This is a genomic window from Archangium sp. Cb G35 (assembly GCF_001896145.1).
GTDB lineage: Bacteria > Myxococcota > Myxococcia > Myxococcales > Myxococcaceae > Archangium > Archangium violaceum.
Window position 1 is genome coordinate 399,270 of sequence record NZ_MPOI01000010.1, and the last position, 22,082, is coordinate 421,351.

Below are 22,082 nucleotides of genomic sequence, written 5' to 3' on the forward strand. Positions count from 1 at the left end.
AATAACACGATTCAGCGGGAGAGCCAGTACCGCCCTACGTCGGACATCACGCGGAAGACGTGGTGCATCGGGCTTGAAGGGGCGCGATGGGTTGTTGAAGAGTCATCTCCCATGGCGAAGAAGACCCCATCCAGAGCCCAGGCCGTCGCGGCCACCGCGCAGGAGCAGGTGCCCGAGCAGCAGCCCCTCATCACCCCGGAGTCGGAGTCGAAGGCGAAGCCCGCCGGTCATGACTCGGTGGCGCCTCCCGCGCTGCTCGACTTCATGATGACGGGGTGGAAGCCCCAGGGCGGCAAGCCCCCTCCGAAGATGAAGAACGCCGAGGTCTTCGAGGCCCGGCGCCGGGAACTCTCCAAGCTCTTCCCGGGCGAGACGCTCGTCATTCCCACCGGCCACGAGAAGGTGCGCGCCAACGACACGTACTACCGCTTCCGGCCGGGCACGGACTTCTACTACCTGACGGGCAACATGGAGCCCGACTGCGTGCTCGTGCTCCAGCCGAAGGAGGGCGGCGGCCACACGGACATCCTCTTCGTGGAGACCAACCCGGGCCGCAGCGACACCACCTTCTTCACGGACCGCGTGAAGGGCGAGCTGTGGGTGGGCCCGAGGCTGGGCGTGAAGGAGAGCCAGGCGCGCTTCGGCGTGCACGAGGCTCGCGGCCTGCCGGAGCTTCCGGGCTTCCTGGAGGGCCTGCGGGGCGCGGCCGTCATCCCCACGCGCGTGCTGCGCGGCATGTCGGCCCGGGTGGACGGCGCGGTGACGGAGCATGCCGAGCGAGACAAGCAGCTGGCCACGGCGCTGTCCGAGATGCGGCTCATCAAGGACAAGCTGGAGGTGCGCGAGCTGGAGACGGCCATCGACTCCACGCACCGGGGTTTCGAGGACGTCATCCGCCGGCTGAAGGCGGCCCGGAGCGAGCGCGAGGTGGAGGGAGTCTTCAACCTGCGCGCGCGGGTGGAGGGCAACGACGTGGGCTACGGCACCATCGCCGCGGCCGGCCACCACGCCTGCGTGCTGCACTGGACGCGCAACGATGGCGACATCAAGAAGGGCGAGCTGCTGCTGCTGGACGCGGGCGTGGAGGGCAACAGCCTCTACACGGCGGACATCACGCGCACGCTGCCCATCTCCGGCAAGTTCTCCAAGGAGCAGCGCGAAATCTACGAGCTGGTGCTGGAGGCGCAGAACCAGGCCATCGCCGCGGTGAAGCCGGGCAACGACTTCATGGAGCCCAACCGGGCCGCCATGAAGGTCCTGGCCGCGGGCCTGTATGAGCTGGGCATCCTCAAGACGACGCCGGAGGAGGCGCTGAAGGAAGAGCACCAGTTCTACAAGCGCTACTCGCTGCACAACGTCAGCCACATGCTGGGCCTGGACGTGCATGACTGCGCGCAGGCGCGTCAGGAGGCCTACAAGTACGGCAAGCTGAAGGCGGGCATGGTGCTGACGGTGGAGCCGGGCCTGTACTTCCAGAAGGACGACCTGACGGTGCCGGCGAAGTACCGGGGCATCGGCGTGCGCATCGAGGACGACGTGCTCGTGACGAAGTCGGGCTGCCGCGTCCTGTCCGAGGACATCCCCCGCGAGCCGAGGGACATCGAGGACTGGATGAAGCAGATCTGGAGCGAGAAGCGCTGATCCCCTTCGGGTCAGGTCCGCGTGCTGACACCGTGCCCATTTCCCCTCGCCCTCCGGGAGAGGGACGGGGTGAGGGTATCGGGTGAACCCGGGTTGAACCCCCTGCCCACACTGAGGGCCACGGGTTGAAGAACGGGCTCTGGCACCCTCACCCTGACCCTCTCCCGAGGGGAGAGGGAAGAGCAGGGAATCAACGCCTCGGCTGAGGACCGCGGTCGTAACACGCGAGCAGCAGCCGGGCGCGCTCGGGCCCTGGGCGATGACCCCAGGGCACCACCGCTGGCGCGCTCAGGAAGTAGGACTCGAGCTCGCCCACCTGCGCTCGCGACACGAGCCCCTGCCGCTTGAGGAACTGGATGGACGCGCAGTCCGCGCCCTCCTCGCCGGGGTTCTCCACGGGCACCGCATGTGCGCACGCATGGCCGAACCAGAAGAGCTGCACCTTCGGCGGCAGTCGCGCCAGCAGGCCGGGGTTGTACTCGACGTGCGCAGGAACGCCGGGCCACCCGGAGAACCACAGCCCGACATCGGCGAGCGAGGTGTTCGGCACGAAGGCCACCGGCGCACCCTGAGCGGACATACAGGCCATGGGCACGCCCGCGATCCGGGGGTGGTACGGCGTTCCGGTCTGGTCTCGCGCGAAGCCGGGAAGGCCCACGAGCACCGTGAGCGCCAGGAGGGTCGAGCGCATCCTCATCCTGCCTCCACCTTGAACTCGCGCGGCGCCGTGGAGGCGTCGGGGCTCACCGTGAAGGACAGGCGGCCGATTTCCCGCCCGTCCTCGGTCTCCATGGCCACGCGCCAGTCACCGGGCCGGGGATTCGTCACGTACGCGAACGTCCGGAAGCCGCGCTCGCGCCCGCCCTGCTCCAGGTACAGATCGTCATAGGCGTGGTACTGCGACCAGCCCTTCTCCGGGTCGTCGTAGTACCAGCGGATGACGAGCCGGGTGCCCCGGTCTCCCGCGCGCTGCGGCTTGAAGCTCGTGGGCGCGAAGACACTGGCGAAGAAGTAGACCCGGTCACCGGAGCGCGCACGGAAGTCCTGGTCCCCGCGCTCCCACAGCCGCCATTCGGCGCGCTCGTGGAGCAGCCGGTAGTCCTTGCCCCGGGGGCCCTTCACCACCTCCACGCCGTGGTAGATGCCGCTCGAGAGCATGGACAGCGGCACCGGGGGAATGGCCTTCAGCAGGTACAGCGCGACCAGCAGCCCCTGGATGCCGAGCCCCGGCAGCGCCACGTGCCGCAGCGTGCGCCGCCCTTCCCCGCTCCACACCCTCACCAGCAGGGTGATGAGCAGCGTGGCCACGCAGGACAGGCCCACGGAGGCCATGAACAGCGTCCCGCTGTAGTAGCCGAGCACCACGGGCAGCAGGTACGCGCAGTACGAGGTGAGGCAGAAACTGAAGAGTCCCACGCGCACCACGGGCCCCAGCGCCCGGAAGCGCGGCAGCTCGTTGACCACCAACAGCCCGAAGACGCCCGTGAGGAACAGGAACGCCGTCAGCCCGGACGCGCTCTTGAAATAGAAGAGGGTGTAGGGACTCAGCAGTCCGCCGAGGAAGAAGTGCAGCGCGTCCTCGCGGAAGCGCCACACCCGGGCCAGCCACCGCGGCGGCTCCGTGTCCCAGCTCCAACGCAGCTCCACCAGCAACAGCAGGCCCAGCACACCGAGGAACACGCCCTGCTTGGTGAGCACGAGCCAGTTGTCGATGCGCCGCAGCGTGGCGATGTCGTAGGCGAAGCTCGCGAAGAAGAAGAGCGCCAGCTCCCACTTCGCGTGGCGGGCCCGGAAGTCCCGCACCCGCTGCTTCAGCGGAGAATGCGCGGCCGGCACCTTGGAGACGAGCCCCAGCGGGCCCACGGGCGCCGGGGCTTCGGCCGGCTCCACGGGAGCAGCCGTCTCTTCGGAGATGCGCGGTGTTGCCGTGGCCACGTCGTTCCCAGGAGCCTGGCGGGTCCTACCGGTTCGTCCCCATCCAGGCGTTGTGCTGGGGCGTGCTGCTCCGCACCGGGCCGCCGTGCTCATGGCAGCGGGGCCCATTGTACGTATGTCTCCCCGGCACGTCCTGCCCGAGCGATGGGCAGGACGTGCCTTCGTCCTCGTGGGCGGGAGACTGAACGCCTCCTCGGACGGCACCCTGGCGAGCGCCGTCAGGAGGATGGCTCAGTCGATCCAACCTCCGAGCCACGAGGGACTGGCCCAGTCCTCATAGTAGACCGTGGTGCCCGGGGCGGTGCCCGACACGTAGTCCACCACCATGGCCGTGCCACCCGTGCCCGCGCGGTTGATGAACATCGCCTGAGCGTGGTTCAGCCCACGGAAGTCACCCGTGAGGAGCAGGTCGTTGGGGTCGAGCCAATCCAGCAGCAGGTTCGACTGGCCCCATGCCTCCGAGTAGACCTGAGTCCCCAGGAGCCCGGGCTGCACGCTGACGGCGTAGTCCAACACCATCACCTTGCCGCCAGTGCCGCCGCGGTTGATGAACATCACCTGGTCATGTCCCAGGCCACGGAAGTCCCCCACGCGCTGCAGGTCGCCATCGTCGATCCAGCCACCCAGCCACGAGGGGCTCGTCCAGCTCTCGTGGGCGCGCACGGTGCCCGGCACGGCTCCGGAGCCGTAGTCCACCACCATCACCTTGCCGCCGGTGCCATCGCGGTTGATGAACATCACCTGGTCGTACCCCAGGTTCGTGAAGTCACCGACGAGCTGCAGGTCTTCATCCCCGATCCAGCCATCCAGTTGAGCCGACTGGCCCCACGCCTCCGAGTAGACCTGAGTCCCCAGGAGCCCGGGCTGCACGCTGACGGAGTAGTCCAACACCATCACCTTGCCGCCGATGCCGCCGCGGTTGATGAACATCACCTGGTCATGTCCCAGGCCACGGAAGTCCCCCACGCGCTGCAGGTCGCCATCGTCGATCCAGCCACCCAGCCACGAGGGACCCGTCCAACTCTCGTGGGCGCGCACGGTGCCCGGCACGATGCCGGCCTTGTAGTCCACCACCATCACCTTGCCGCCCACGCCATCGCGGTTGATGAACATCACCTGGTCGTACCCCAGGTTCATGAAGTCACCGGCGAGTTGCAGGTCTTCGCCATCCACCCAGCCATTCAGCAGGCCCGACTGGCCCCACTCCTCCCAATAGAGGGGAGTGCCAGGGGCCGTGCCGGACTGGCGATCAAGGATCATGATCTTCGTGGCCGAACCGCCGCGGTTGATGTGGAGCACCTGATCATGGCCCAGGTCCATGAAGTCACCGACGAGCTGCACATCCGCGGTGCCCCGGACCACCCGGTCGAGCTCGGCCTGGGAGCCTCCGGCCAACGCCACGGACAGAGCCCGCACGTACTGCACGTACTCGGACTCCGCCGGCTCCCGCCCCAGCTGGCTCTGGAAGGTGGCGAGGACCCTGTCCTGCGCGTTCAGCACGGAGGTGATCTCCGTGGAGGCAGCGAGAACAGCCCCGATGCGCATGCCAAAGTTGTTCCCCCCGGTCGTGGTGCAGCCCCCGTTGGTGTGCACGCCAACGAGGAGGCCCGTCTCGCTGTGGAGGATTCCCGAGCCAGAGTTGCCACCGAGCGTATCCAGGTTGCCGTAGTTGAGGCGGTTGCCACTGATGCCAGCGCTGTTACCCGTGGAGAGCTGCTTCGGCTGCCCGGCCGGGTGCCCGATGATGGCCAGGGGCTCATTCGTCGCGGCATCATTCCGCGCGATGCGCGCGGCACCATGGATCAGCCCCGGTGCGCCATTGAGGCGAAGCAAGGCAACATCGAGCCCGTTCAATTCGAACTCGACGAGCGCATCGACTGTGTACGTCTGCTCCGTGCGCAGCGAATTGTCCGGGGCGCGCTGATAATTGAACCTGACGAGCATCTCTTGCGCGGCCACCGCTGGCGCAATGGGATTGCCCGCGGCGTCACGGGGGAACGTCCAGCCGTTGCCCTCCCTGAAGCAATGCGCGGCCGTCAGGTAGAGATCCTCCGAGATGAGCGTCCCGGAGCACCAGCGCTGCCCGTTCACGTCTCCGGGATTGTCGTAGCGCGCCGCGAGATCGTTCCGCCACTGCGTCTGCGCGACGGGCCGCTGACGGTTCTCGACGAAACCCGTCGTGACGTTGAACGAGCCGTCGTACTGCTCGACATGCTGGAAGTCCAACGTGGCGCCACACTGCGACTCCTGTCCCGTGGAGCCGATCGCCTCGGGCAACGCGGGGCGCGCATCCTCCCTCCCGCAGCCCGGCAGCGCGGCGGAGAGCAATCCAAGACACACCATTCCTGCCGTACCGCGCCACCCGGCGCGGCGACGTGACTGAAAATCCATCCTCATCGCTCCGTTGACGCCCCCCAAGAGGCGTCCTCTCACAGAGGGACCAGGCGGCAACGCGGATGCGCTGACCTGTCTGGAGCCCCCCGGACTTCATGGCGTGGAGCCGGCCTCTCCACGCCGCCACGGCACCTGCCGTGGGGAGCGGCACCCTACAACCGGGGAACACGAGGTAGAAGTGAAATGTCTGTAAAGCTCATGCCCGCACGAAAAAGCTCCCGGCGGGGAAGTACGTCCCCCGGCGGGAGCTCGATGTCACGGGCCTGTGCGGCGCGCTCAGGCGGGCGTCTTGCCGGCGATCATGTCCGCCAGCTCGCCGCGCTCTTCCAGCTCCATGAGGATGTCCGAGCCTCCCACGAACTTCCCGTTGATGAACACCTGGGGAATCGTGGGCCAGTTGCTGTACTCCTTGATGCCCTGGCGCACCTCGGGGTCCGCCAGCACGTCCACCGTGTGCACCTGCCCGTGCTGCTGCAGAATCTGCAGCGCGCGCGCGGAGAAGCCGCACTGCGGGAACATCGCGTTGCCCTTCATGAAGAGGACGATCTTGTTGTTGCGGACAGCCTCGTCGAAACGGGCCTTCAACTCGGGAGTCATCATTCGGTTACCTCGTCAGCGATTGCCGAACTTCTTCCACTGTTCGGGCGAGTAGGTCTTCAGCGCCAGCGCGTGCAGCTCGCCGGTCTTCAGCCAGTCCTGCAGCGGCGCATACACCAGCTGGTGCTGCTCCACCATGGACTTGCCCGCGAAGGCGGGGCTCACCACGCGGGCCTCGAAGTGGTCTCCGGTCCCCGTGGTGTCGCGCACGTCCACTTCCGAGCCGGGCAGCGCGCCCACGATCCGCTCGCGGATGGCATTTGGATCAAGCATCAGTTCAGTCCCTTCCCCTTCAAGAGCATCACGGGATCCACGCCCATGCTCTTGAGCGTGTTCTCCCAGAGCATGCCAGGGTCCCCCTCTAGCACGGGCCGGGCGGACGCCTCGGCATAGAGCCAGGAGCCGGAGGAGATTTCGCTCTCCAACTGCTGGGCGCCCCAACCGGCATAGCCCAGGCAGAAGCGCACGTGGGCCGAGGGATCCTTCAACAGGGGTCCGAGCGTATCCAGGGTGAGGCTCAGGAAGAGGCCGGGCACCACCTCGTGCTTCTCCTCGACATTCTCGTCGTCATGGAGGACGAAGCCGCGGTGGTTCTCCACGGGGCCGCCCATGAAGACGGGCTGGTTCGCCCGCTCGGGGGCGATGGTGAGGGACTGGTTCTTGGCCAGCTCCCCCAGCGTCAGCGAGGCCCCGCGGTTGATGATGAGGCCCATGGACCCGCCCTCGCTGTGCTCGAGCATGAGGATGACCGAGCGGCGGAAGTTGGAGTCCGTCAGTTGTGGCATGGCCACCAGGAGACCAGGAGCGAGAGTCTGCACAGAGGGAAGTGTCCGCCCTTCCCTCCCTTCGCGCAACCGAATCGTACCCACCCTGGACCGGGGGCCAGACGGGTGCCCGCTCAGTGCCAGCTGGTGTGCCGGGACTGGAGCGCCTGGGCGAGCTTCTCGGGAGCCAGCGGCTTGCCGATGAACAGATCCGCGCCCAGCCCCTTGCACTTGCGGGCCATGGACGCGTCGCTCATGGCGCTCACGCCGATGAGCACGGCCTGGGGGAACTTCTCGCGCAAGCGGGTCATGAGGTTGGTGCCGCTACGTCCGGGCAGGAAGACGTCCACGATGGCCGCGTCCATGCGCTTGTTGCGCACGGCGAACTCGGCCTCCTCGGCGCTGCCCACGGGGAGCGGTGCGTAACCCCACTGCGTGAGCAGTTCCACCAGCAGCTCGCGGTGGGCCGGATCGTCCTCGACGATGAGGACCGTGCCCCGGACGGGCTCCAACTTCAGGTTGTCTTCGTCCCGGGTCTTGGAGCGGGCGTGACCCGTGGCGATCGGAAGCTCCTCGTTGACGATGGACATGGCAACCTTCTGGGCAGGGGGTTCGTGTGGTGCCAACGTCCACCACACTGCCCGGAATTCCACACTCGCTGCCGGTGAAACGGGGGACCGCCGCTCCCCTCAGGTGCGGCGCGTCCCGGCCCCGAGTGCTTGAGAGGAGAGCGAGGCACCAAGCACGAGCAGCACCAACAGCCCCCAGGCGGGCAGCACCACGCGAGCACCGCCCTCGTAGATGAGGGCCGCGTAGCTGGTGCCGAGGTAGCGGCCGAGCGACATGGGCTCCATGCGAGCGATGCCGAAGAAGCTGACGGTGGACTCGGTGAGGATGGCGGTCGGCAGGCGGCTGAGGAAGACGGCGAGCACGAAGGGACGCAGCGAGGGCCAGAGGTGAACGCGCAGCAGGTGCCAGCGGCCGGCGCCGAGGGCCCGGGAGGCGGCGATGAACTCCTGGCCCTCGAGCGTGGCCAGGCGGTTGCGGAACATGCGTGCCGGGCCCGCCCAGCCCACCAGGGCCAGGGACACCACCATGAGGCCAAAGGGGCCCAATCCGCCCGCGTGGCCCGCGTCCAGCATGGACTGGCCGGCGAGCTGGAGCACCATCACCACCAGCACGTCCGGCAGCGCGAAGACGGCGTCCACCGCGCGCAGCACCCAGTGCTCCACCCTGTCGCCCGCCGCCCGGGCGCTCATGGCCACGCCGAGCCCCAGCACGGTGGACAGGGCCCCGGCGGTCAGGCCGATGGCGAGGGAGACCCAGAGGCCACCGAAGGCCAGCTCGCACACGGTGCGGTCCGGATGGGTGGGGTCGGTGCCCAGGGGGCAGGTACGGGCGAGCGCCTCGGGGAAGACGCGGCCGGCGAGCCAGCTGGCCAGCCCCAGGCCCACGAGCAGCACGAGGCCCACCCAGGCCCGCGTGGGGATGCGGCGGGCGCTCATGAGCGGGCCTCCCGGGCGCGGGGGTCCACGAGGAGCCGCACGAGCTCCACCGCGAGCCCCACGAGGACGAGCAGCGAGGCGAACACGGTGGTGGCCACCACGACGACGGCCACCTGCTTCTGCAGCACGGCGAGGACGTAGAGCTGGCCGAAGTATGGGAGGCCGAAGACGCGCTCGGCGGCGAAGGAGCCGGCGAGGAGCGCGGTGGCCACGGGGCCCACGGCATCGAGCAGCGCGGGCAGCACGTTGGGCAGCACGTGGCGCCACAGCACGGAGCGTGGCGAGAGACCCTTGCTGAGCGCGGTGCGCACGTAGTCGCGGGCCAGCTCGGTATCCAGTGCGTCCGCCACCAGGGTGCCGAGGAAGATGCCGGGCCAGACGGAGATGACGAACGCGGCGGTCAGCTCGGGCAGCAGGTGGCCACGCTCCACGACGGCGGGGGCGAGCAGCAACGCGGGGATGAAGACGGGGGTACCGAAGGCCGCGGCGGGCAGCGCGTCGCCGAGCACGGAGAGCCGGCTGCGCCGCCAACGGGCCCGGAGCAGCGCGAAGGCCAGGGCCCACCCGAGCGCGAGCACCAGGGCCACGAGTCCCACGCCCACGCTGCCGGAGAGCTTCCACAGCAGCTCGTCGCCGGTGATGCCCTGGGCGCTGGTGCCCAGGCGTTCGCCGCGGAAGAGCTTCTCCCACGGGCGGAGGAAGCCGAGCGGTTGTCCCAGGCCGAGGTCCCTCCGGTAGGACGCGAGCACCTCGGGGGCCACCTGGCGCTTGGCGTCGTCCGCGGTGGTGAGGGGCAACGCGGCCATGAGGAAGTAGGACGCGATGGCGACGATGGGCACGAGCACGAGCTGCCGGCCGAGACGCAGGAGCGCGGGGGGCATGGCTCAGTGCACCTCCGTGGGGGCCGCGCTCAGGCGCAGCTCGCGCAGGGAGAGGAAGTTGAAGGGGTCCACGTCCACGCCACGCAGGGAGGCTCGGGTCCGGAAGTAGCGGTCCGGGTGGTAGAGCGGCGCGATGACGGCCATCTCGTCGAGGAGCACCGCCTGGGCCTGGCCATAGAGGGCACGAGAGCGGGCCTCGTCGGGCTCGGCGTCGGCCTCGTCCAGGAGCCGCTCGAAGCGGGCCATGGGCTCTCCGCCCTGCTGGGTTTCCCAGCCCGTCTGGTGGAGACCATTGCGCTCGAAGAGGGTGAAGAAGGTGTTGGGGTGCGCGTAGTCCGCGCCCAGGCGGCGCAGGTAGAGGTCGTAGGCACGAGGGCCCTCGGCGGTGCGGCGGGCCACCTCGGCGGAGAAGTCCGAGCGCGCATCCAGCGTCACCTTCAAGCCCACGGCGGTGAGCTGCGCGGCGAGGCGCTCGGCGATGGCCACCTCGGGCACGAAGGAGTCTCCCGAGCGGTAGACGAGCCGCAACGGCCGGTCCAGTCCGGGGACTCCGGCGAGCTCCGCGCGGGCCCGCTCGGGGTCGAAGTGGGGCAGGCGCGCGGCCTCCTCGGGTGGGGCGGCCCCGGGCAGCTCGGGCGGGAGGAGGACGTGGCTGGGGCGAGCAGCGGGCAGCAGGCCCTTCATGAGGGCCTCGCGGTCGATGCCGTGGGAAAGGGCGCGGCGGACCTCGGGCCGGTCGAGGGGTGGGCGCTCGGTGTTGATGGCGAGGAAGTAGGTGGAGAGGAGTGGCTCGCGCTGGAGGTCGTCCGGGCGGCGGCCCTGGAGGGCCACGGCGCTGTCCACGAAGACGAAGTCCACGCGGCCGCGCTCGTAGAGGGCGGGGCCGATCTCGGACTTCATGAGGGTGAGCACGGGGGCGGGCCGCTCCCCGGGGGCGAGCGGGGGCAGGAAGGCGGAGTGCGGGTTGTGGACGAGCCGCACGCGCTCGCCCGCGCGGTCCCAGTTCTCCACGCGGTAGGGCCCGAGCGCCAGCGGGTGGCCATCGCGAGGCCGGTCGAAATAATCGCGCACCTGCTCCTCGGTCTTGCCGGCGAGCACGGCGGAGGGCGCGGGGAAGAACAGGTACACGTTGGCGAGGCGCGCGAGGAAGTAGTTGCGCGGGCGGGCCAGGGTGACGCGGAGGGTGTGCGGGTCGAGCGCCTCGACGCCGGTGCGGTCGAGAGCGGCCTTCAGCTGTTCGGGGGGAGCACCCTTCTCCTGGAGCTCGAGCACCTCGTCGGCGCCGGCGAGGTCGGCCAGTTCCCCGCGTTCACGGCCCTGGAGGGCACGGTGCCAGCCGATGACGAAGTCCTGGGCGGTGAGGGGGGTGACACCATCGGACCAGCGCACGTCCTGACGGAGGTGGAAGGTGTAGACCTCCTGGCCGGTGGAAGTGCGGGAGCGCTCCCAACGCTCGGCGAGCCCGGGCTGGACGGAGTGGTCCGGCGCGAGCGTGGTGAGCCCGCGCTGGGTGGCGAGCATGACGGGGTAGTTGGCCCAGCTGGTGGGGTCTGAGTAGCTCCAGTCGAGCGTGGTGGGCATCGAGGGAACGACGACCTTGACGCCGGGGTCGGGCTGGAAGCCGCAGCGGCCACAGCCTCCGGCCACGAGGACCAGGACGAGCATCAAGGCGAGTGAGCGCACGAGGGGAGCCACCGGGGTGGGGTTGTATCGCGCAACCGAGGCCCATGGGGTGTGGAGTGCGCTCCCCTCCCCTCGCCCCCCGGGAGAGGGACGGGGTGAGGGTGCCTCGCATCCCTGGTTGCCCAGGTGGAGCCCCACTGTGCCGCACGGGTTCACGGTCCAGTGGGGAACACTGGGACGGATACCCTCACCCCGTCCCTCTCCCGGAGGGCGAGGGGAAATGGGCGGAGAGCGAGGCATGAAAAGACAACGGGCCCCAGGGAAATCCCCGGGGCCCGCGAATCACTTCAACCTCTGGCCCGCCGCTACGCCGGTGCCGAAGCCGCCGCGGTGGGAGCAACCTCGGTGGTCTTCTGCTGATCCTTGCGGCCGAACTCCTCGGGCTTCTCCAGGAGCAAGGCCTCGCGGAGCACATCGTCCACGAACTCCACGGGGATGATGCGCAGCGCCTGGCGGATCTTCTTCGGGATGTCCTTCAGATCCTTCTTGTTGGCCTTCGGGATGAGGACGGTCTTGATGCCCGCGCGGTGGGCGGCCAGCGTCTTCTCCTTCAGGCCGCCGATGGGCAGCACCCGGCCGCGCAGGGTGATCTCCCCCGTCATGGCCACGTCCTTGCGCACCTGGATGCGGGTGAGCGCGGACACGAGCGCCGTGCACATCGTCACACCGGCCGACGGACCATCCTTCGGGATGGCGCCCTCGGGCAGGTGCACGTGGATGTCGTAGTTCTCGAACATCTTGCGGTCGATCCCGAACCGCTCCGCTCGAGTCCGCACGTACGACATGGCCGCCTGCGCCGACTCCTGCATCACCTCGCCCAGCTTGCCGGTGATGATGAGCTTGCCCTTGCCCGGCATCACCGTGGCCTCGGTGGTGAGGATCTCTCCTCCCATCTCCGTCCACGCCAGGCCCGTGACGATGCCCACCTGGTCCTCGCGCTCGGCCACGCCGTAGCGGAAGCGCGGGGTGCCCAGGTACTTCATCGCCTGCTTGCGGTCGACCACGATGTCGCGCCGGCCGTTCTTCAGGATGTCGCGGGCGATCTTCCGGTACACGCCGCCGATCTCACGCTCCAGCGAGCGCACACCGGACTCACGCGTGTAGCGGTGGATGATGGTCCGCAGCGCGTCGTTGGTGATGTCGATCTTCAGATCCAGCAGCCCGTTGGCCTCCTGCTCCTTGGGGATCAGGTAGCGCCGCGCGATGTTGAGCTTCTCGGGCTCGGTGTACCCCGCGATCCGGATGACCTCCATGCGGTCCTGCAGAGGACCGGGGATGTTGTGCATCGTGTTCGCGGTGCAGATGAACATCACCTTCGACAGGTCGTAGTCGAGGTCGAGGTAGTGGTCGTTGAAGTTGTGGTTCTGCTCGGGGTCCAGCACCTCCAGCAGCGCCGCGCTCGGGTCGCCGCGGAAGTCGGTGGACATCTTGTCGATCTCATCGAGCAGGAAGACAGGGTTGTTGCTGCCCGCCTTCTTCAGCGACTGGATGAGCTTGCCCGGCATGGCGCCGATGTACGTACGCCGGTGGCCGCGGATTTCGGCCTCGTCACGCACGCCGCCCAGGGACAGACGCACGAACTTGCGGCCGGTGGCGCGGGCGATGGAGCGAGCCAGCGACGTCTTGCCGACGCCCGGAGGTCCCACGAAGCAGAGCACGGGGCCCTTGAGCTTCTTCACCAGCTGCTGCACGGCCAGGTACTCGAGGATGCGCTCCTTGGGGCGCTTGAGGCCGTAGTGGTCCTCGTTGAGCACCCGCTCGGCCTCGACGACATCCAGACGGTCCTGGGTCTCCTCGTACCAGGGCAGGCTGATGATCCAGTCGATGTAGTTGCGGACGACGGTGGCCTCGGCGCTCATCGGGCTCATCATCCGGAGCTTCTTCAGCTCCTTCTTGACCTTGAGCGTGGCCTCCTTGCTCATCCGCTTGTTCTTGAGCTTCTCCTCGATCTCCTGGATCTCGTTCTTGAACTCGTCGCGCTCACCCAGTTCCTTCTGAATGGCCTGCATCTGCTCATTCAGGTAGTACTCCTTCTGGGTCTTCTCCATCTGCTTCTTGACGCGGGTGCGGATCTTCTTCTCGACCTGCAGTATCTCGATCTCACCCTGCATCAGCTCGTAGAGCTTCTCCAGCCGCTTGGCCGGGCTCTCCGTCTCGAGCAGTGCCTGCTTGTCGTTCAGCTTGAGCGACAGGTGGGCCACGATGGTGTCAGCGAGGCGCGCCGGGTCGTCGATGCTCGCCACCTGCATGAGCATCTCGGGCGGAATGCGCTTGTTGAGCTTGACGAAGGCCTCGAAGACCGAGTGCACGCTGCGCACGAGCGCCTCGAGCTCCACGGACTTCTCGCTCTGCTCCTCGACCTCCTCCACCTCCACCATGAAGAAGGCGTCGTTGGGCATGAACTTCTTCACGCGCGCCCGCCGCACGCCCTCCACGAGCACCTTCACCGTGCCATCGGGCAAGGGGAGGAGCTGGATGACGTGGCCGATGGTGCCGAAGTGGAAGATGTCCTCCGGCGTCGGGTCATTCGTCTTGGCCTTTTTCTGAGCGGCCAGGAGGATGACAGCCTTGTCGTCGGGGCCCTTGTGGGCCATCGCGTCCTTCAGCGCCGCGATGGACTTCTCCCGGCCGACGAACAGCGGGACCACCATGTGCGGAAACACGATGATGTCCCGCAGCGGGAGGAGCGGTACGGTGCTCCCACGCTTCTGGGCATCCCTCTTGTCGTCTCGTCCGAAGAACATGTATTCGCCACCTGCCTGCTTGCCACCCTTGGTTGCAAGCCCCTGGTAAAGTTGCCCGCCCGCACACCGAGAGTACGAACAGGTAAGACGGTCTCTATAACACGGCCCCTCCAGCGGCCGTTCCCCGGGTGAAAGATGGGGAACGTTGGCCTGCAAGCAAGGGAACACCCTGGGGGCCATCGGGTGTCCGGCCGGTGCTTTAGCGGGCCCGATTTGCGTTCGCAGCGGATGCAATGCCGCCCGCCTGAACGCCTAGCACCTCGAAAAGGAAGCTGTAGAGGTCCACGTTGGACTCGATGGCCTTGGCCACCTGGTCCGCTCCGCCGTGCCCCGCGTTGGCCTCGATACGTAACAGGGCAGGCGCGGCATGTCCCGCGTTCTGTACGAGGGCCACGAACTTGCGGGCATGCAGGGGGTCGACCCGGTCGTCGTGGTCCGCGGCCATCATCAGGAGGGCCGGGTAGCGCACGCCCGCTCTCACGCGGTGATAGGGCGAGTAGGCGTGGAGCACCCGGAAATCCTCCGGTTTTTCCGCCGTGCCGTACTCTGGAATCCACGTCTTGCCACTGCCGAACAGGTGATAACGCACCATGTCCAGCAGGGGCACCTGGCACACCACTGCCCCGAAGAGCTCCGGGCGCTGGGTCATCGCGACCCCCACCAGCAGGCCGCCGTTGCTGCCGCCAGCGATGGCCAGCTTGTCGGGCCGGGTATAGCCCTCGCGGATGAGGAACTCGGCCGCCGCGTGGAAGTCGTCGAAGACGTTCTGCTTGCGGTCCAGGCGGCCGGCCTCGTGCCAGGCCTTCCCGTACTCCCCGCCCCCACGCAGGTTGGCCACCACGTACACGCCCCCGGCATCCAGCCAGGGGTAGATGCTGGAGCGGAACGACGGCAGCATGCTCACGTTGAAGCCGCCGTACCCGTAGAGCAGGGTCGGGTTGTCCCCCGTCTTCTTCAGATCCTTGCGGTGCACCAGGAAGAGGGGCACCCGCGTGCCATCCCTGGAGCGGTAGAAGGCCTGCTCCACCGTGTAGCGCTCCGGCTCGATGGGCAGCTCCACCCGGGCCCACTGCTCCACCCGCCCGCTGGACACGGACGTTTTGTAGACCTGCGGCGGAGTGCTGAAGGAGCTGTAGACGAACCAGGCCTCGTCGCGGTCCTCCAGGCCGTAGAGGTTGCTCGCCGCGCCCAGGCCCGGCAGCGCCACGTCGCGCACCGGCTGGCCGTCCAGTGTCACCAGCCGCACCCGCGTGGTGGCGTCCTTCAGGTACGCCAGCGCCAGGTGGCCGCCCACGATGTTCATGCCCTGCAGCGCGGCCGTGGGGTCCTCGGGGACCAGCTCCTTCCACGCCGAGCGCTCCGGCCGCTCGGGAGACACCTTGAAGACGCGCTCCATGGGCGCGCCCTCGTCGGTCTGAACGTAGAAACCGTCCTCCCAGACGTCCACCGAGTACCGGGCGCCCTCGCCCTTCACCAGCAGGCGGAAGTCCTTCTCCCCCACCCGCTTCCACCAGACGTCGTTCTCGCTCCAGCCGCGGGTGATGTAGACGAAGAGGTACTTGCCATCCCGGGTGACGTTGCCGCCGAGGAACGTCTTCGGATCCCCCGTGCGCGGGTGCACCTGGGTGTCCGTCTTCGGATCCGTGCCCAACCGGTGCAGGCGCAGCTCGACGTAGCCGGGCCGCTCGGCCACGGGGATGGACGGGTCCGTGGGCTGCCATGCGTAGTAGAAGGACTCGTTGTCCGGCGTCCAGCTCGGGGAGGCGTACCTGGCCCCTTCGATGACGTCCACCTCGCTCCACTTCCCCGTGTCCACGTCCAGCACGTGGAGGATGGCCTCGTCCGCCGCGTTCGGCTTACGGCTGAAGGCCACCTTCCGGCCATCCCACGAGGGCACCCAGACCCCGAGCGACACCGTGCCGTCCGGGCTCCAGGTGTTCGGGTCCAGCAGGACGCGCTCCTCGCCCTTCTCGCCCTCGCGCCAGTAGACGACGGCCTTTTCCTTGTCCTTGTGGGTGCGGACATAGAAGTAGCGGTTTCCCCGCACCGCCGGCGCGGACAGGGACTCCACGTAGAAGAGCTCCGTGTAGCGCCGCCGCAGGGCCTCGCGGCCGGGGAGCCGCTCGAGGTGCTCCCGGGTGAAGGCGTTCTGGGACTTCATCCACGCCTGGACCTCGGGGGACTTCTCGTCCTCGAGCCAGCGGTACGGGTCCGCCACTTCCACCCCGTGCAGGGTGTCCACCACCGCCTCGGTCCGCGTGGCTGGATGATTCATCCGCTTCGTCTCCATATGAGGGACAGCAGATAAGGCAACGCCCCCGTCCGTCCCACGAAAAGCGCGGGACTGGCGGGGGCGTCCGTGACGCACGGTGGGGCTCGGGCTCAACCTGGGGCCCGGATACCCTCACCCCGTCCCTCTCCCGGGGGGAGAGGGGATCTTGCGCGCGGGCGCTTCGGCGCGCGAGCGCCTACGCGCTCTCCTTCTTGGGCTCCGCTTCCTTGTTCTCCTGGGAGTGGAGCACCACTGGCTCGCTCTTCTTGAGGATGACCTCCTCGGAGATCACCACCTCGCGGGCCGTCTTGCGCGAGGGCAGCTCGTACATCACGTCCAGCATCGCGCTCTCCAGGATGGAGCGCAGGCCGCGCGCTCCCGCCTTGCGGCGGATGGCCTCGGAGGCAATCGCCTTGAGCGCCCCATCCGTGAACTTCAGCGAGATGCCGTCCAGCTCGAAGAGCTTCTTGTACTGCTTCGTCAGCGCGTTCTTCGGCTGGCTGAGGATGTTCACCAGCGCCGGCTCGTCCAGCTCCTCGAGCGCCGTCACGATGGGCAGACGGCCGATGAACTCCGGAATCATGCCGAACTTCAGCAGGTCCTCCGGCTCCACGTGCTTGAGCAGCTCGGTGAGGTTGCGCTGCTTCTTGGACTGGATGTCCGCGCCGAAGCCCAGGCTGCGGCCACCCAGCCGCCGCTCGATGATCTGCTCCAGCCCGCCGAAGGCGCCGCCGCAGATGAAGAGGATGTTCGTCGTGTCCACCTGCAGGAACTCCTGCTGCGGGTGCTTGCGGCCACCCTTCGGCGGAACATTGGCGACGGTGCCCTCGATGATCTTCAGCAGGGCCTGCTGCACGCCCTCGCCCGACACGTCGCGGGTGATGGACGGGTTCTCCGACTTGCGGGCGATCTTGTCGATCTCGTCGATGTAGACGATGCCGCGCTGGGCCCGCTCGATGTCGTGGTCCGCCGCCTGGAGCAGGTTGACGATGATGTTCTCGACGTCCTCACCCACGTAGCCGGCCTCGGTGAGGCACGTGGCGTCCGCGATGGTGAAGGGCACGTTGAGGATGCGCGCCAGCGTCTGCGCCAGCAGCGTCTTGCCGCTGCCCGTGGGGCCGAGCAGAAGGATGTTGCTCTTCTGCAGCTCCACGTCGTCCATGGCCACCTTGGACTCGATGCGCTTGTAGTGGTTGTGCACCGCCACCGAGAGCGTCTTCTTCGCCCGCTCCTGGCCGATCACGTACTCGTCGAGGATGGCCTTGATCTCACTGGGCCGCGGAATGCGCAGCTTCGTGTCCTTGGTCTCCTCGCGGTCGATCTCTTCCGCGATGATGTCGTTGCACAGCCCGATGCACTCGTCGCAGATGTAGACCGTCGGTCCCGCGATGAGCTTCTTCACCTCTTTCTGCGATTTGCCGCAGAACGAACAGCAGAGGGACTGGTTATCTCGCTTCTCCACGTTCTTACCCGCCATGTTTGCCCTCGCTGCAACTGCCTGGAGGTGCGCTCCCCAACCGGCCCGCCCCCCTGCCTTGAAACCAATCTAGTCAGCCCCTGTCCGGGACGTCCACGCACCTGCTCGGTACTTAACAGCCCAAAACGACAGGCGCAGAAAACAGAAGCCGGAGACGCGGTACAGCATTCCCGCGGCTCCGGCCCGTATGCCCCGCGAGGGGGCGCCTACTTGCGCTCGCCCGTGGGCGGCGTCAGCACCTTCCGGGGGTTCTGTACCTCGTCGAGGATGCCGTACGCCTTGGCCTCCGCCGCCCCCATGAAGTAGTCGCGATCCGTGTCCTTCTCCACACGCTCGATCGGCTGGCCGGTGTGCTTGACGATGAGCTCGTTGAGCTTGGCCCGCATGCGGAGGATTTCCTTGGCCTGGATCTCGATGTCCGTGGCCTGCCCGCGCACCCCGCCCAGCGGCTGGTGGATCATGATGCGCGAGCTGGGCAGGGCGTAACGCTTGCCCTTGGCCCCGGCCAGCAGGAGCACCGCGCCCATGGAGGCCGCCTGGCCCACGCAGATGGTGGACACCTGCGGCTTCACGTACTGCATGGTGTCGTAGATGGCCAAACCGGCCGTCACCGAACCACCGGGCGAGTTGATGTAGAGGTTGATGTCCTTGTCCGGGTCCTCGGACTCCAGGAACAGGAGCTGGGCGACGATGACGTTGGCGACGTCATCGTCGATCTCCGTTCCCAACATGACGATCCGGTCCTTCAGGAGCCGGCTGTAGATGTCGTACGAGCGCTCCCCTCGGTGGGTCTGCTCGATGACGTAGGGAACGGGCATGAAGGGCATGACAACCTCGTGAAGGGTCGAAGGAAGAAGAACTCCTAGGAATACTTCGCCTGACCCTTCAGGAATTCAATCGTCTTTTCTTCGCGAAGTCGGAGGCTCAACCCCTCGCGCTCGTTGGCGCCCTTGAAGTACTTGCGGACGACGGAGATGTCCTGCTTGGCCTCCTTGGCCAGCTCCTCGAGCTTCTTCTCCACGTCGGCGTCGCTGGTCTGGATGTTCTCCTTCTGAGCAATGGCCTCGATGAGCAGCGCCCCCTTCACTTCCTTGGTGGCCTCCTCACGCAGGTCCTCGCGCAGCCGGGCGAAGTCCAGGTTGAGCTGGCGGGGATCCATGCCCATGCGGGCCATGGCGCGCAGCCGGTTCTCCAGCATGTTGTCGATGGTGCGCTCCACCATCGCCTTGGGCACCTCGAAGGTGTTGCGCTCGATGAGGGCCTTGAAGAGCGCGTCGCGCTCCTCGCCCTGGGCCTTGTTGCGCTTGCCCTGCTCCAGGTCCGCGCGGATCTTCCCGCGCAGCTCCTCGAGCGTCTGGGCCTCGCCCGTCTCCTTGGCGAAGGCGTCGTCGAGCTCGGGGATGACCTTCTTCTTCAGGCCCTTGACGGTGAACTTGAAGCGAGCCGTCTTGCCCTTGACGTCCTCCACCCGGTAGTCGGCGGGGAAGGAGTAGTCCAGCTCCTTGGCCTCGCCCACCTTGGTGCCCTCGAGGGCGGCCACGTTGGACTCCACCAGCTCGCCGGGGGCCAGCTCCACCGTCACGTCGTCGGCCTTGCTGCCGGGGAAGTCCTTGCCGTCCACGGTGGCGTGGTAGTCCACGGTGGCGAAGTCGCCCATCTGCGCCGTGTCACGGCCCTCGATGTTCTCCAGCCGCGCCATGCTCTCCCGCAGCTGGGTCAGGCGGTCGTCCACCTCCTTGTCCTCGACCTTGGTCTCGGAGCGGGTGAGCGACAGGCCCTGGTAGTCCTTGGCCTCCACCTTGGGCTTCACCTCGACGCGGGCCTCGAAGGTGAAGGGGGCGTCGGCCTTGAGGCCGGAGTTGTTGGTCACCTGGGGCGGGGCCACGGCCTCCACCTTGTGCTCACGGGCGGCCTCCAGCCAGGCGTTCTGCACCACGCGCTGGATGACCTCGTCCTCCACCTGCTCCCGGTAACGCTGCTCGAGGATGCGGCGGGGAACCTTGCCCTGACGGAAGCCGGGCAGCTTCACCTGCTTGCCGAGCGCGGTATACGCGCGGGTGAGCTCCTCGGTCACGCGGGAGTTCTCGACCTCGATGGAGAGCTTCTTCTCGATGGGAGAGAGCTCCTCGATCTGGACCTTCATGGGGATGCCTCGCTCGCGCCGGGCACGGCCGGCGTGTCGAATGGGTGAAGAACAGAAGAAAGCAGGACGTGCGCGTTTAGGAGATAGGTCCGATCCGGTCAACGCGAAATGGCCGGAATGGGCGAGGAGGGACTCGAACCCTCACACCTTGCGGTACCAGATCCTAAGTCTGGCGCGTCTACCAGTTTCGCCACCCGCCCGGGGGCTGACCGTGCGTTCTAACCCGAAAACGGGGCTCCGGCGCACGGCAATCCAGGAGCCCAAAAAGGAACCGGGGCCCCCTCATCACTGAAGGGGCCCCGGTCTGTTGAGAGCGGAGGGAATCGAACCCACAACCTATGGATTAAGAGTCCATTGCTCTACCAATTGAGCTACGCTCCCGACTCTTGTGCGCCGCCGCGGTTCGTCACCGCGCGTCGACGGGGACGGCTTGTACGGTGCGACGCGGTCCACGTCAAATGCTTTTTTTCGCACCCTCGCGCAACCCCTCCAGACCCTCTCCGCTGAGCCCGTCTGCCCTCCGAGCTGGCGCTGGACAGGTGTTCAGTATCGGGATGCCAACGCGCGCCTTCCAGGGTTGAATCCTCCCCGAGGTGCGGGCGGACGGAGGTCGTTCGCCCTTTTCGAAGGCGGAGACAGAGCAGTGGAAGCACACAACAAGGCGGAAACCGCGTCGAGCCAGTGGAGCTCCGAGCGCGTGGAACTCATCAAGCGGACCATCTGCCCCCGAGGAATCGGGGAGGACGAGTTCGCCCTCTTCATCGAACAGTGCAAGCGCTCCGGGTTGGACCCGTTGCTGAAGGAAGCCTTCTGCGTGGCCCGGCGGCAGAACGCGGGCAACCGGGAGAAGCCCAACTGGGTGACTCGCTACGAGTTCCAGCCCTCGGAGGCGGGGATGCTGGCGCGCGCGGAGCGCTTCCCGGACTTCAAGGGCATCCAGGCGAGTGCGGTGTACGCCGAGGATGAGATCATCGTGGACCAGGGAAGGGGCGAGGTGTTGCACCGCTTCAACCCGGCCAAGCGCAAGGGCAGCCTGGTGGGAGCCTGGTCGCGCGTGGTGAGGGATGGGAAGTTGCCGGTGGTGGTGTGGCTGGACTTCGCGGGCTACGTCCAGCAGACGCCGCTGTGGGCCAAGATTCCCACGACGATGATCGAGAAGTGCGCGCGCGTGGCGGCACTGCGCAAGGCGTACCCCGAGGCCTTCGGCGGCCTGTACGTGCGCGAGGAGATGCCGGCCGAGGAGTTCGAGCCCACACAGGCCGAGCCCGCGGCGTCACACGGCTACGAGGTGCTGGGTGCGCGTTCCGCTCCGGTGAAGGCGTCCTTCCCTCCCCCGCCCGCGGCTCCGGAACCGGCGCCCGTGCAGGCCCAGGCCCAGGAGACGCACAGGGAGACCGTGCGTGAACCCGAGCCGGTCCGGGAGTCCGTGAAGGCGCGTCCCGCGGCCACCTCCGCCAAGGAGGTCCGCGAGCCCGTGGTGGCCCGGGAGACTCCGGCGAAGGAAGTGAAGGCCCGGGAGAAGACCCCCGAGCCCACTCCGGCCGCCGAGCCGGCTCCGGCCGTGGAGGCCCCGGCGAAGCTGAAGAGCTCGTCGGTGGTGGTGGCCTTCGGTCCGCACAAGGGCAAGACGGCCTCCGAGCTCAACGACGAGGAGCTGGCCGAGACGATCGACCTGGCTCACGAGAAGTTGATGGAGCAGCCCAAGGCGAAGTGGGCCCGGCCGATGCGAGAGAACCTCGCGGCGCTCGAGACCGAGGCCGAGCTGCGCTGCCGCGTTCCCGCGGTGGACGCCAAGGCCTGAGCCCGTACTGAGTCGCTAGGGGAGGAGAAGTTCCCCGGCGTGGCGGCACCCTCGGAAGGGGGTGCTGCTGCGCGCCCAGAGGGACTTGAACCCCCAACCCTCGGCTTCGAAGGCCGATGCTCTATCCAGTTGAGCTATAGGCGCAAAAAGCGGGGGATGAGAAGGGCGGCCAACCGGGATCGAACCGGTAACCTCAGGAGTCACAGTCCTGCGCTCTAACCAGTTGAGCTATGGCCGCCGTTACG

General features: G+C 67.6%; 17 protein-coding genes and 4 tRNA genes. 2 read left to right on the top strand and 19 right to left on the bottom strand.

What is annotated here, in order from left to right:
• The first annotated feature begins 111 nt into the window (after positions 1-111).
• Positions 112-1,641, top strand: coding sequence for an aminopeptidase P family protein (locus tag BO221_RS29905; RefSeq protein ID WP_073564165.1), 1,530 nt, complete (start codon positions 112-114; stop codon positions 1,639-1,641).
• Between the two features lie 190 nt (positions 1,642-1,831).
• Here the strand turns inward: BO221_RS29905 and BO221_RS29910 are convergent, their stop codons facing one another.
• The 17 genes from BO221_RS29910 to BO221_RS29990 form a co-directional block, all read right to left on the bottom strand.
• Positions 1,832-2,332, bottom strand: coding sequence for a hypothetical protein (locus tag BO221_RS29910; protein ID WP_073564167.1), 501 nt, complete (start codon positions 2,330-2,332; stop codon positions 1,832-1,834).
• A gap of 2 nt (positions 2,333-2,334) precedes the next feature.
• Positions 2,335-3,576: a DUF2914 domain-containing protein gene (locus tag BO221_RS29915; protein ID WP_233166307.1), complete on the bottom strand. Its 1,242-nt coding sequence runs from the start codon at positions 3,574-3,576 to the stop codon at positions 2,335-2,337.
• A gap of 231 nt (positions 3,577-3,807) precedes the next feature.
• On the bottom strand, positions 3,808-5,853 hold the full coding sequence (locus tag BO221_RS29920; protein ID WP_233166308.1) for a serine protease: 2,046 nt from the start codon (positions 5,851-5,853) through the stop codon (positions 3,808-3,810).
• 393 nt (positions 5,854-6,246) lie between these two features.
• Positions 6,247-6,567, bottom strand: coding sequence for a Grx4 family monothiol glutaredoxin (gene grxD / locus BO221_RS29925; RefSeq protein ID WP_073564396.1), 321 nt, complete (start codon positions 6,565-6,567; stop codon positions 6,247-6,249).
• A 15-nt stretch (positions 6,568-6,582) separates the two neighbouring features.
• Complete coding sequence (locus BO221_RS29930; protein ID WP_043405371.1) at positions 6,583-6,840, bottom strand: BolA family protein; 258 nt, start codon at positions 6,838-6,840, stop codon at positions 6,583-6,585.
• Entirely contained in the window at positions 6,840-7,385 is a 546-nt protein-coding gene (locus tag BO221_RS29935) for a YqgE/AlgH family protein (RefSeq protein ID WP_073564171.1), read from the bottom strand. Before BO221_RS29935 ends, BO221_RS29930 begins: the two co-directional genes overlap by 1 nt.
• 80 nt (positions 7,386-7,465) lie before the next feature.
• Complete coding sequence (locus tag BO221_RS29940) at positions 7,466-7,921, bottom strand: response regulator (RefSeq protein WP_073564173.1); 456 nt, start codon at positions 7,919-7,921, stop codon at positions 7,466-7,468.
• Positions 7,922-8,020: 99 nt separating this feature from the next.
• Positions 8,021-8,836, bottom strand: a complete 816-nt coding sequence (locus BO221_RS29945) for an ABC transporter permease (protein WP_073564175.1) — start codon at positions 8,834-8,836, stop codon at positions 8,021-8,023.
• Positions 8,833-9,717, bottom strand: a complete 885-nt coding sequence (locus BO221_RS29950) for an ABC transporter permease (RefSeq protein ID WP_073564177.1) — start codon at positions 9,715-9,717, stop codon at positions 8,833-8,835. Before BO221_RS29950 ends, BO221_RS29945 begins: the two co-directional genes overlap by 4 nt.
• Before the next feature lie 3 nt (positions 9,718-9,720).
• Positions 9,721-11,382 carry a peptide ABC transporter substrate-binding protein gene (locus BO221_RS29955; protein ID WP_073564179.1) on the bottom strand — a complete coding sequence of 554 codons (1,662 nt, stop codon included), beginning with the start codon at positions 11,380-11,382 and terminating at the stop codon, positions 9,721-9,723.
• 323 nt (positions 11,383-11,705) lie between these two features.
• Complete coding sequence (gene lon / locus BO221_RS29960; protein WP_073564181.1) at positions 11,706-14,144, bottom strand: endopeptidase La; 2,439 nt, start codon at positions 14,142-14,144, stop codon at positions 11,706-11,708.
• Positions 14,145-14,343: 199 nt separating this feature from the next.
• Entirely contained in the window at positions 14,344-16,419 is a 2,076-nt protein-coding gene (locus BO221_RS29965; RefSeq protein WP_073564183.1) for a prolyl oligopeptidase family protein, read from the bottom strand.
• Between the two features lie 193 nt (positions 16,420-16,612).
• Positions 16,613-17,893: an ATP-dependent Clp protease ATP-binding subunit ClpX gene (gene clpX / locus BO221_RS29970; RefSeq protein WP_073564185.1), complete on the bottom strand. Its 1,281-nt coding sequence runs from the start codon at positions 17,891-17,893 to the stop codon at positions 16,613-16,615.
• Positions 17,894-18,099: 206 nt separating this feature from the next.
• Entirely contained in the window at positions 18,100-18,720 is a 621-nt protein-coding gene (gene clpP, locus BO221_RS29975) for an ATP-dependent Clp endopeptidase proteolytic subunit ClpP (RefSeq protein WP_043405396.1), read from the bottom strand.
• 35 nt (positions 18,721-18,755) lie between these two features.
• A complete protein-coding gene (tig, locus tag BO221_RS29980) occupies positions 18,756-20,036 on the bottom strand; it encodes a trigger factor (protein WP_073564188.1) in 1,281 nt (426 codons plus the stop codon).
• A 118-nt stretch (positions 20,037-20,154) separates the two neighbouring features.
• Positions 20,155-20,236, bottom strand: a tRNA-Leu gene (locus BO221_RS29985).
• A gap of 108 nt (positions 20,237-20,344) precedes the next feature.
• A tRNA-Lys gene (locus tag BO221_RS29990) sits at positions 20,345-20,417 on the bottom strand.
• Positions 20,418-20,679: 262 nt separating this feature from the next.
• On the opposite strand from BO221_RS29990, the gene bet reads away from it, so the two are divergent.
• Entirely contained in the window at positions 20,680-21,837 is a 1,158-nt protein-coding gene (gene bet / locus BO221_RS29995) for a phage recombination protein Bet (RefSeq protein WP_073564190.1), read from the top strand.
• A 70-nt stretch (positions 21,838-21,907) separates the two neighbouring features.
• On the opposite strand, the gene BO221_RS30000 is transcribed toward bet, so the two are convergent.
• Both BO221_RS30000 and BO221_RS30005 read right to left on the bottom strand, forming a co-directional pair.
• Positions 21,908-21,981 (bottom strand) — tRNA-Arg (locus BO221_RS30000).
• Positions 21,982-22,001: 20 nt separating this feature from the next.
• Positions 22,002-22,075 (bottom strand) — tRNA-His (locus BO221_RS30005).
• Positions 22,076-22,082: the final 7 nt, after the last annotated feature.

What these genes read in the sequence shown, in the direction of transcription:
- BO221_RS29905 (WP_073564165.1), top strand. Translation starts at nt 112, where the DNA reads ATGGCGAAGAAGACCCCATCCAGAGCCCAGGCCGTCGCGGCCACCGCG.
- BO221_RS29910 (WP_073564167.1), bottom strand. Translation starts at nt 2,332, where the DNA reads ATGCGCTCGACCCTCCTGGCGCTCACGGTGCTCGTGGGCCTTCCCGGC.
- grxD (WP_073564396.1), bottom strand. Translation starts at nt 6,567, where the DNA reads ATGACTCCCGAGTTGAAGGCCCGTTTCGACGAGGCTGTCCGCAACAAC.
- BO221_RS29930 (WP_043405371.1), bottom strand. Translation starts at nt 6,840, where the DNA reads ATGCTTGATCCAAATGCCATCCGCGAGCGGATCGTGGGCGCGCTGCCC.
- BO221_RS29940 (WP_073564173.1), bottom strand. Translation starts at nt 7,921, where the DNA reads ATGTCCATCGTCAACGAGGAGCTTCCGATCGCCACGGGTCACGCCCGC.
- BO221_RS29945 (WP_073564175.1), bottom strand. Translation starts at nt 8,836, where the DNA reads ATGAGCGCCCGCCGCATCCCCACGCGGGCCTGGGTGGGCCTCGTGCTG.
- BO221_RS29950 (WP_073564177.1), bottom strand. Translation starts at nt 9,717, where the DNA reads ATGCCCCCCGCGCTCCTGCGTCTCGGCCGGCAGCTCGTGCTCGTGCCC.
- BO221_RS29955 (WP_073564179.1), bottom strand. Translation starts at nt 11,382, where the DNA reads ATGCTCGTCCTGGTCCTCGTGGCCGGAGGCTGTGGCCGCTGCGGCTTC.
- lon (WP_073564181.1), bottom strand. Translation starts at nt 14,144, where the DNA reads ATGTTCTTCGGACGAGACGACAAGAGGGATGCCCAGAAGCGTGGGAGC.
- BO221_RS29965 (WP_073564183.1), bottom strand. Translation starts at nt 16,419, where the DNA reads ATGAATCATCCAGCCACGCGGACCGAGGCGGTGGTGGACACCCTGCAC.
- clpX (WP_073564185.1), bottom strand. Translation starts at nt 17,893, where the DNA reads ATGGCGGGTAAGAACGTGGAGAAGCGAGATAACCAGTCCCTCTGCTGT.
- clpP (WP_043405396.1), bottom strand. Translation starts at nt 18,720, where the DNA reads ATGCCCTTCATGCCCGTTCCCTACGTCATCGAGCAGACCCACCGAGGG.
- tig (WP_073564188.1), bottom strand. Translation starts at nt 20,036, where the DNA reads ATGAAGGTCCAGATCGAGGAGCTCTCTCCCATCGAGAAGAAGCTCTCC.